The 9,538-nt window shown below is 66.2% G+C and carries 8 protein-coding genes; all 8 read right to left on the reverse strand.

Translation table 11 applies throughout. The features are described from left to right. Positions 1–265: 265 nt before the first annotated feature. Complete coding sequence (locus Q0X16_RS01090; protein ID WP_297829736.1) at positions 266–604, reverse strand: DUF6150 family protein; 339 nt, start codon at positions 602–604, stop codon at positions 266–268. 80 nt (positions 605–684) lie between these two features. Continuing rightward, on the reverse strand, positions 685–1,389 hold the full coding sequence (locus Q0X16_RS01095; protein WP_297829738.1) for a dihydrodipicolinate reductase C-terminal domain-containing protein: 705 nt from the start codon (positions 1,387–1,389) through the stop codon (positions 685–687). A 55-nt stretch (positions 1,390–1,444) separates the two neighbouring features. Continuing rightward, positions 1,445–3,817 carry a DUF1631 family protein gene (locus Q0X16_RS01100; protein WP_297829740.1) on the reverse strand — a complete coding sequence of 791 codons (2,373 nt, stop codon included), beginning with the start codon at positions 3,815–3,817 and terminating at the stop codon, positions 1,445–1,447. A 109-nt stretch (positions 3,818–3,926) separates the two neighbouring features. After that, the gene (locus Q0X16_RS01105; RefSeq protein WP_297829749.1) at positions 3,927–5,039 is read right to left on the reverse strand and encodes a prephenate dehydrogenase; all 1,113 of its coding nucleotides are present in this window, start codon (positions 5,037–5,039) and stop codon (positions 3,927–3,929) included. Positions 5,040–5,118: 79 nt separating this feature from the next. Beyond that, on the reverse strand, positions 5,119–6,252 hold the full coding sequence (gene dnaJ / locus Q0X16_RS01110) for a molecular chaperone DnaJ (protein WP_297829741.1): 1,134 nt from the start codon (positions 6,250–6,252) through the stop codon (positions 5,119–5,121). Between the two features lie 70 nt (positions 6,253–6,322). Next, positions 6,323–8,245, reverse strand: a complete 1,923-nt coding sequence (dnaK, locus tag Q0X16_RS01115) for a molecular chaperone DnaK (protein ID WP_297829743.1) — start codon at positions 8,243–8,245, stop codon at positions 6,323–6,325. Between the two features lie 114 nt (positions 8,246–8,359). Next, complete coding sequence (grpE, locus tag Q0X16_RS01120; RefSeq protein WP_297829745.1) at positions 8,360–8,860, reverse strand: nucleotide exchange factor GrpE; 501 nt, start codon at positions 8,858–8,860, stop codon at positions 8,360–8,362. 51 nt (positions 8,861–8,911) lie between these two features. After that, on the reverse strand, positions 8,912–9,538 hold a 627-nt coding region (locus Q0X16_RS01125), incomplete at its 5' end, for an HrcA family transcriptional regulator (RefSeq protein WP_297829747.1).

The following is a 9,538-nucleotide window of genomic DNA, read 5'->3' on the forward strand; positions in this document are numbered from 1 at the left end:
AGACCGGCGGCGCCCGTGGAAATGCCCTCGAAGACGGTTCCGTCTTCAAGCGCGAGGATTGCGGCGATATCCAAATGCGTCGCCTTTGCTTTGGGTTGCACGAAAGCGCCGGAGCGGCCGGGCCGATCCGGAACTGCGGGTGTTCAGGCGAGGGGAAATTGTACCGGCGCGGGCCGAGGCACGCCAGTGCGGATTCCTTCGGACCCTGGATTCCGGCTACGGCGCGGGCGCGGACACCTGGACTCCGCCGGACTTCGGCGCAGCCTTACGGCCTCACGGTGAGCCCGCGTGGAGCGCCGTTCCAGCCTGCCTCGCTGCGGTATTCGACCTCGTACACCTTCAGGTCCGCCTGCGAGGGATAGTCCACGTAGATGATCTTCAACTGCGCGTCCGACGGGTAGTCCGTCGTCCACCACAGGGCGTCGCCGTCGGCTTCGCTGCGATGATCGACCCAATAGACCCGCAAATCGGCCTCGGAGCGGTATTTCACCTTGTAGATTTTCAGGTCTGCCTCGGAGGGATAGCGGACCTCGTACACCCGCGCCGCCTGCGTCGTGCCGGAGGCGACCAGGCCGAGTACGAGCAGTGGCAGCCAGCGATTCATGGGGACTCCTTGCGCGGCAAACCTTCGATGGAAATGAACGGCAAGGCCGCGGAGAACCGGCAATGCGGTCCGGGGCCGGTTCAAATCAGGTCTTCGAACCGATAGCGACCGGGTTCTCGACCGTACAATCTTCGCGCTGCGTGCAGGGCGCCTCGGGCGAAAATGTCGCGCGAACTTGCGCGATGCACCAACTCGATCCGTTCCCCCATACCGGTGAATTGCACCAGGTGTTCACCAACGATGTCGCCAGCGCGAATCGATGCGTAGTGGGGCGAAATGCCGGCCAACGACGCGCTGGCCCCGAGGGTAAGCGCCGTGCCCGAAGGGGCATCTTTCTTGTGAACGTGATGGGACTCGACGATATCGCAATCCCAGCCATGCAGCAGGCCCGCAGCCTGCGCCACCAATACGTGCAGCGCGGCTACGCCGAGGCTGTAATTGCTGGCCCAGACCAGCGGGATCCGCTCGCCGGCGGTGTCCAGCGCAGCGCGCTGCCCTTCCGACAAGCCCGTGGTGCCGGAGACCAGCGGAACCTTGCGGGCAAGGCAAAGAGCCAGCACGGTGTCGAAGCCGTCCGGCAGGCTGAAATCGACCGCCACGTCGAACTCGGGCACATCGCCCACATCGACGACGGCAAACCCGGGCACGCCCTCCTCCTGCGGGACGTGCCTGGCCACGACGGCAACCACCGAGAAACGAAGGTCTTCTTCGCGACATAGCCGCAGCAGCGCACGGCCCATGCGGCCAGTAGCACCGTGGATCAGCAGGCGGACAGGTGCATTCATGGCCGCAGGCTAGCCTTCGGGCAGCCCCGCGACAAGCCCCGCGACGGCGAAACGTTCAGCGCTCCGCGTTCACGCTTTGCAGGCGGTGGACCATCTGATGCATGGCATCCTCGAACGCGGTCTCGCCTTCGCGCAGGCGGACCTTGTCCAGCGCCACCATGGCCGCCAGTTCCTGCGCCGAAGCCACCAGTACGCGGATGCCGCGCCGGTTGACCAGCAACAGGCGCGCCGAGATCGGGCTGATCCAGGACACCTTGGCGGGAGCGAAGCGCTGGTCGGAGGTCGCCAGTTGCAGCCAGTCGCCCACTTTCAGCGCCTTGATGCGCTCGAGCACGCTGGCATCGAAATCCAGCTTCTCGTTGTCGGCAACCACCTCCAGTTTTGGCGGTGCGACCTGTTCGACCGGAGCGACCTGGGTGGCGATGCGCGCATCCACCTCGGGCACGGCCTGCCCCTTGGACATGCGTGTCAACAGTTCGTCCAATGCCTCCAGAGCGCTGTGCGCCGCGCTGTCGGTGAAACCGGCGCTGGACAGGATTTCCAGCAGCCCCGCCTCCGGCAGCGGCAGCGTCGGATCTGGCCATTTTCCTGTCTCGGCCTGATCCAGTGCCGCAAGCAAGCCGTCGACGGTGACGAGGGCGGAGTCGTAGCGCACCGAATCGACGCCATCGCGCAGCGCCACCTGAACCAGATGGTGGGCGGTGTGGCGGGACAGGAAGTTGGCAATGACCGGCGGCAGCTCACGATCGCCGCGGTGGTTCTCGATGTCGCGCAGGGCCGCCTCGCGGGCCGAATCGAGCCGTTCGCGGCCCCATTGCGCTTCGGTGGTGCGTCGTTCCACCAGTTCGAAACGCTTGCGGTGCTGCGCCATGAACGAGCGCAATTCCTGTTCGAGGGTCTCGAAGATCGCGACGTCCTCGTTGAATTCGGCCACCAGCCGATCGATGGTGTGATCGACGTGGTTGAGCAATTCGCGTTCCTGCGGCTCTTCGCCGCGATTGCCTTCGCAGGCCTCGGCAACGGTATTGAGCAGCTTGCGCGCCGGGTGTTCCTTCATCAGGAACATGCGCCGGTCCTTGATTGCGGCTTTGACGCAGGGAACCAGCATGCGACCGATCTTCTGGCGGATGCGGGTATCGTACTGCGGGCCGTCCAGCAACACGTCGAACAGCAGTGCCACCAGATCGACGGCGTCGCCATCGAGACCATCCAGATTGACGTTGTCCCCCGCAACGCCCAGCTTGCGTGCGCTCTGGCCCATGTGCTTGCGCAGCTGGGCGGCGATCGACAAACCGGCGTCCCCGCCCTGCGCGTTTTCGGGAAGGATCGGCGTAGTGTCGCGCTGCATCATCGACAGGATGGACAACAGTTCATTGGTGCCCAAGGTCGGGCCAGAGGGAGCAGCCATGCCGCCGCCGCTACCGGCAGTACCGACGCTACTGTTCAGCCCCATCGCCACCCGCCAGCCCTGCAACTGCCCCAGCATGTTGGCGAACATCGCTTGATCGGCGACGTTGATCTGCATCGTGGACTGCATGCCGCTGCCAGGCATGCCCATCTGCGGCATGCCCATCTGCGGCATGCCCATCTGCGGCATGCCCATCTGCGGCATGCCCATCTGCGGCATGCCCATCTGCGGCATGCCGGGTTGGCCGATCGGTACGCGTTGCTGTGCCTCGACCTGGTTGGAATCCGCCGGAGACGGTTGGGGCTGCTGCGATTGCTGCGGCCGCGCCGACTCGCGCCGCGGATGTGCTGCCGCGTTCGTTGCCCTCAGCTCGGGCAAAATGCCGGCACTGGCCATCAGGGCATTGCAGCGCTCATACAGATCGCCGAGCGCGGAATCCAGCTCGCGTTCGAAGAACTTGAACACGACGATCCGCAGATCGTCGCTGAGGCTCTGATCTACCAAGGCGTGGCCCATGGCGCTGGCCAGGAATACGGGATCCAACGGATCATCGCGGCGTTCCATCCTGGCATTGCCCGCCACCACCGCCATCCGCTTGCTGGCGATTTCGAACGCGGGCCCGTGCGTTCGCAAGACCGCCGCCGCCAACTGTTCCACCGCCAGCTGCTGTTCCAGGTCCTGATCCGAGAGCAGGCTCAGGCCGGCATCAAGAAGCGATCCCGCCCCGCCTTCCCCGGACATCGCCCGTCGAGTGGCCAGCTCGGTGAAGCGCGCCGTCACCCGGCCACGGAACCCCTGGACGATCTGCGCGCGTGATCGGCGCAATTCCCGCAGGGCGGCCAAGCCAAGGTCCTCGTCTCCTTTCTGGCTCTGGTCGAACAGGTAGTCGTCGGCATCGCCCAGCGCGGCATCCAGGGCAGGCGTGATGAGGTCGAGGACGTGTTTTTGCAGCGCATCGAACAGCGAGTTCGTCGCCGTACCTGCGCCGTACCGGGAGTCCGTGGGGGGGCGGATGCTCATGGCGGTGCCTGTGATGGATTGACTCGGTTGGAACACTAACCCAGTTCACCGCAACAATAGTTGATCGCCGTCATGGTTTGACGACCACTCGTGCCAATCGGGCAGCCGTTCAGCCGGTGTCCAGCACGCGGCCGATGCCATCGGCATGGATCGCGGCCGCCACCGCATCCAGTCGCGCCCGGTCCACTTCGTGATCGAATCCGAACCGGAAATGCAATTCCCCGGCCTGGGTCCGCGAGGAATGCAGCGAAACGATGTTGACGCCGTGGCGTTCGAACACCTGCAGCAACCCGCGCAGCGAACCGGACCGGTCTTCCGGCAGATGGACACTCAGACTGCACGCATCGGCCAGGTCCGCCAGCAGGTAACCGACCCGCTCGAAGGTCCGGTTGCCCGTCGCTAGGGCCTGTTCGCTAAAAGCCAGGCGGTTTGCTTCGAGTACGTCGCTGCGAAAACGCGAACGCGCCGCCTCGTCGCCCTGCTCCACCAGTCGGGCGATGCCCTCCAGCTGGCCTGCCAGCAGCCGCAGCACTCCGGGCACGTGGGGGTTGTCGAACTGGATGTCCGTATAGATCGCCGGATTCCGGGAGAGAATCCGCGCGGCGATCGCCACGTCCAGCTCGAACGCCGCGCTGCGCAGGGGCAGCAGAGCGGCGATGTCACCGATCGTGCCAGCGCTTTCGCGCAGGACGCCGGCTTGCGCGAGATGCGTCGCATGGACCATCGCCTGCACCAGCGCCATCGCGCGATCGTGCCGCTCCGGTTCCACCGCCACGCATTCGGCTTCCAGTGCCGCCAGCAGGGCTTCCAGCCACGGCGCCCATCGATCCAGGCGTGCCCGACACACTGCCAACACCCGCCCTTTCAACGTGGGCGTTTTGGGCGGAGCGGCCAGCGGATGCAGGCCGACGACCTCGGCCCGCGATTCGAGCATGGCCGCGACCGGCGCGGTCTTGAGCGAAGTGAGATCCAGCCACAGCCGGCCGGCCTCGCGGCCCGCCGAGCGTGCGATCCACGCGCGGATCGTTTCGGGGGTAATCCGGATCGGTACCGAGAACACCAGCACCTCGGCGCGATCCAGCATCTCTTCGACGCGAGCCGATTCCGGATCCCGCGGGTCATGCCCGAGCACCTGCAACCCCATCCGTTGCTCGAGAAAAGCGCGCAGCCAGCGCCCGTAAGCGCCGGCGCTGCCGACGATACCGATGCAGGGGCGGGAAATTTCCACGGCGCGGGATCCAGGCAAGCAATCCGGATTCTGCCAGAACTTGCGCGCCCTCCGCCTCGATTCCCGGTCCGCCCTAGGACACCATCCGGTCCCAGAAGCCTTTCACGCCATCGAGGAAAGTGCTGGACTTGGGCGAGTGCCGGCGGGCGCCCTCGCCCACGAACGTCGCTTCGAATTGTTCCAGCAGGTTGCGCTGCTCGGCGGTGAGGTTGACCGGAGTTTCCACCACGACCTTGCAGTAGAGATCCCCGGGTTGCCGGCTGCGCACCGACTTGACGCCCTTCTCGCGCAATCGAAACACCTTGCCGGTCTGGGTTTCGGCCGGAATGCGCAACTCGGCCTCACCGCCCAGGGTCGGCACCCGGACCGAATCGCCCAGCGCAGCCTGCGAGATCCGGATCGGCACCTCGCAATGCAGGTCGTCGCCATCCCGCTCGAAGATCGCATGCGGACGTACCCGCACTTCGACGTACAAATCGCCGGGCGGGGCACCGGCCGGACCGGCTTCGCCCTCGCCGGCAAGGCGAATGCGGTCGCCGACATCGACGCCGGCGGGAATCTTCACCGCCAGCGTCTTGTCTTCCTGCACGCGGCCGTGGCCGTGGCATTCGTGGCAGGGGTTGGGAACGAATTTCCCGGCGCCGCCGCACTGCGGGCAAGGCGTCTGCATCATGAACGGTCCGCGCTGCATCCGGACCTGGCCGCGCCCCTGGCAGGTGGGGCAGGTTTCCACCCGCCCATCCTCGGAGCCGCTGCCCTTGCAGCGGCCACATTCGGCAAGCGTCGGGACGTGGATCTGTTTTTCGACCCCGGCAACCGCCTCCTCGAGATCCAGTTCCATCACATAGCCGACATCCGCGCCGCGGCGCGGCCCACGCTGGCGGGCGCCGGCACCCCCGCCGAAGATGTTGCCGAAGATGTCGCCGAAGATGTCGCCCATGTCGGCGAAACCGGGGCCGGGGTTGCCGCCGCCCATGCCCTGCTCGAACGCGGCATGCCCGTGCTGGTCGTACAGACGGCGCTTGCCGCCGTCGGACAGCACTTCGTACGCCTCCTTGCATTCCTTGAACGCCGCTTCTGCGTTCTTGTCGCCCGGGTTGCGATCCGGGTGGTATTTCATCGCGCAGCGGCGATACGCCTTCTTCAGCGCGTCGTCGTCGGCGCTGCGCTCCACGCCCAGGACTTCGTAATAGTCGCGCTTGCTCATCGAGTCCACCGGTTTCCTTCACGGCGACGGGCAGACCACCGGCCTGCCCGTCGCATTGCCTGCCTGGCGATCACGCCTGCTTGTCGTCCTTGACCTCGGTGAACTCGGCATCGACCACGTCGTCGCTCGACTTCGCGGAGCCCGCATCGGCGCCACCGGCTTGCTGCTGCCCGGCCGCGGAGGCCGCGGCAAGCAGCGCCTGGCTCGCCTCTTCCAGCGCCCGGGCCTTGGCCTCGATCTGGCCCTTGTCGTCGCCCTTGATCGCCGCTTCCAGATCGGCGATCGCCGCTTCGGCGCGGCCGATGGCGTCGCCAGACAGCTTGTCGCCGTTGTCCTTGATCGTGCTGCGGGTGGCGTGGATCAGGCCGTCGGCCTGGTTGCGCGCGGTCACCAGCTCGTGGAACTTGCGGTCTTCCTCGCGATTGGCCTCGGCGTCCTGCACCATCCGCTGGATCTCGTCGTCGCTCAGGCCCGAACCGGCCTTGATCTCGACCTTCTGCTCCTTGCCGGTCTTCTTGTCCTTGGCGGTGACGTGGACGATGCCGTTGGCGTCGATGTCGAAGCTGACCTCGATCTGCGGCATGCCGCGCGGCGCCGCGTCGATGCCGGTCAGGTCGAAGCGGGCCAGCGATTTGTTGTAGCGGGCCTGCTCGCGTTCGCCCTGCAGCACGTGCACGGTGACGGCGTTCTGGTTGTCCTCGGCGGTGGAGAACACCTGCGAGGCCTTGGTCGGGATCGTGGTGTTCTTCTCGATGATGCGCGTCATCACGCCGCCCAGGGTTTCGATGCCCAGGCTCAACGGGGTCACGTCCAGCAGCAGCACGTCCTTGACGTCGCCGGCAAGCACGCCGCCCTGCACCGCGGCGCCGATCGCCACCGCCTCGTCCGGGTTGACGTCCTTCTTCGGCTCCTTGCCGAAAAACTCCGCCACGGCCTGCTGCACCTTCGGCATGCGGGTCTGGCCGCCGACCAGGATCACTTCGCTGACATCGGAGGCGCGCAGGCCGGCATCGTTGAGCGCGACGCGGCAGGGTTCGATCGTCTTCTTGACCAGATCGTCCACCAGCGCCTCGAGCTTGGCTCGGGTGAGCTTGATGTTCAGGTGCTTCGGACCGCTGGCGTCTGCGGTGATGTACGGCAGGTTGACGTCGGTCTGCTGGTTGGACGACAGCTCGATCTTGGCGCGTTCGGCGGCGTCGCGCAGACGCTGCAGGGCCAGCGGATCCTTGCGCAGGTCGACACCGTCGGTCTTCTGGAATTCCTCGACCAGATAGTCGATCACGCGCTTGTCGAAGTCCTCGCCGCCGAGGAAGGTGTCGCCATTGGTGGCCAGCACTTCGAACTGCTTTTCGCCGTCGACGTTGGCGATCTCGATGATCGACACGTCGAAGGTGCCGCCGCCGAGGTCGTACACCGCGACCTTGCGGTCCTTGGTGTCGCCCTTGTCCAGGCCGTAGGCCAGCGCGGCCGCAGTCGGCTCGTTGATGATGCGCTTGACCTCGAGCCCGGCGATGCGGCCGGCATCCTTGGTGGCCTGGCGCTGGCTGTCGTTGAAGTAGGCGGGCACCGTGATCACCGCCTCGGTGACCGGTTCGCCGAGGAAATCCTCGGCGGTCTTCTTCATCTTCTCGAGCACCTTGGCGGAGACTTCCTGCGGCGCCAGCTTGCGGCCGTCGGCCAGTTCGACCCAGGCGTCGCCGTTGTCGTGCGCGGTGATCTTGAACGGCGCCACGCCGAGGTCCTTCTGCACCTCGGCGTCGGTGAACTTGCGGCCGATCAGGCGCTTCACCGCGTGGAAGGTGTTCTTCGGGTTGGTGACGGCCTGGCGCTTGGCCGAGGCGCCGACCAGCACTTCGCCGTCCTTGGTCCACGCCACCACCGAGGGGGTGGTGCGGTCGCCCTCGCTGTTCTCGATGACGCGCGGCTTGCCGTTTTCCATGATGGACACGCAGGAATTGGTCGTGCCCAGGTCGATGCCGATGATTTTGCCCATGGTGGTGTCCTCTGGAATTTCGTGATGTTCGTGATGGGTTCGGCGTCGAACGCCGCTGGTTGCTATCTGGGGTTTCCGGTTGGCGCCTTCAAGGGACGTCGCTTAGGCTTGGTCTCATTCGTGGCTGGCGACGATGACCAGCGCCGGCCGCAGCAGCCGGCCATTGAGCACGTAGCCCTTCTGGAACACGTTGATGACGTGGCCGGGGGCAACGCCTTCGGCCTCGCCCTGGCTGATGGCCTGATGGAAATCGGGGTTGAAGGTTTCGCCGACCGGATCGACGATCTCCATGCCGTTTTCTCCGGCGACCTTGAGCAGCTGCTGCCGGGTCAGTTCGAGACCCTGGCGCAGCGGCGAATCGGCCTCGGCGACCGTCGCCAGGCCGGCATCGAGGCTGTCGAACACCGGCAGCAGGCTGCCGAGCAGGCGCTCGTTGGCGAATTTGCGGGCGTTGTCGATGTCGCGTTCAAGCCGCTTGCGGCGGTTCTCCAGATCGGCCAGATCGATCAGCTTCTGCGCTTCGAGTTGTTCGATTCTGGCGCGCAGCGCCTCGAGTTCATCCACCGGCTCCAGCGCGGCCGGTTCGTTGCTGTCCTGCATCGGATCGTTTGTCATGTCCACGGTTCGATCTGGCGGCCAAGCCGCGTCCGAACCCGTCATGGGGGCTCAGGGCTCGGGAATCAAGGCAGCCCCCAGTGCAGCCGCGGTGGCCTCGACCACCGGGATCACCCGCTCGTAGGCCATCCGGCTCGGGCCGATCACCCCGACCACGCCCAGCACCCTGCCCTCGCTGCCGTAGGGCGCGCCCACCAGCGACATGCCTTCCAGCGGCGCCAGCCCGGTTTCCTCGCCGATGAACACCCGCATCCCCGGGGCCTTGGCGATCCGCTCCAGCAACCGCAGCAGTTCGCGTTTTTCGGAGAAGGCCTCGAACAGGGCGCGCAGCCGGTCGAGGTCGTTCAGATCCTGCAGCCCCATCAGCCGGGTCTGTCCCGCCACCAGCATGTCGTCGGCGGAGGCCGGGGCGAAGGCCTGTTCGGCCAGGTCCATCGAGGCGGCGAGCAGGCGCTCCAGCTCGCTGCGGGCGTCGCGCAGGTCGCGCAGCAGCGTGGCGCGGATGCGTTCCAGCGGCTGACCGGAGAAATGGGTGTTGAGGTAGTTGGCCGCCTGTTCGAGTTCGTCCGGCGCCAGCGCCCGCCGGACCGGCACGATCCGGTTCTGGATCTCGCCGTCGGCGAACACCAGGATCGCCAGCACCCGCTGCGGATCCAGCGCCACGAAATCGATCTGGCG

Origin of the sequence: Thermomonas sp., from assembly GCF_025993755.1 — a bacterium.
Classification (GTDB): Bacteria; Pseudomonadota; Gammaproteobacteria; order Xanthomonadales; family Xanthomonadaceae; genus Thermomonas.

Coding starts and splice junctions, on each gene's coding strand:
- Q0X16_RS01095 (WP_297829738.1), bottom strand. CDS start 1,389: ATGAATGCACCTGTCCGCCTGCTGATCCACGGTGCTACTGGCCGCATG.
- Q0X16_RS01090 (WP_297829736.1), bottom strand. CDS start 604: ATGAATCGCTGGCTGCCACTGCTCGTACTCGGCCTGGTCGCCTCCGGC.
- dnaJ (WP_297829741.1), bottom strand. CDS start 6,252: ATGAGCAAGCGCGACTATTACGAAGTCCTGGGCGTGGAGCGCAGCGCC.
- dnaK (WP_297829743.1), bottom strand. CDS start 8,245: ATGGGCAAAATCATCGGCATCGACCTGGGCACGACCAATTCCTGCGTG.
- grpE (WP_297829745.1), bottom strand. CDS start 8,860: ATGACAAACGATCCGATGCAGGACAGCAACGAACCGGCCGCGCTGGAG.
- Q0X16_RS01100 (WP_297829740.1), bottom strand. CDS start 3,817: ATGAGCATCCGCCCCCCCACGGACTCCCGGTACGGCGCAGGTACGGCG.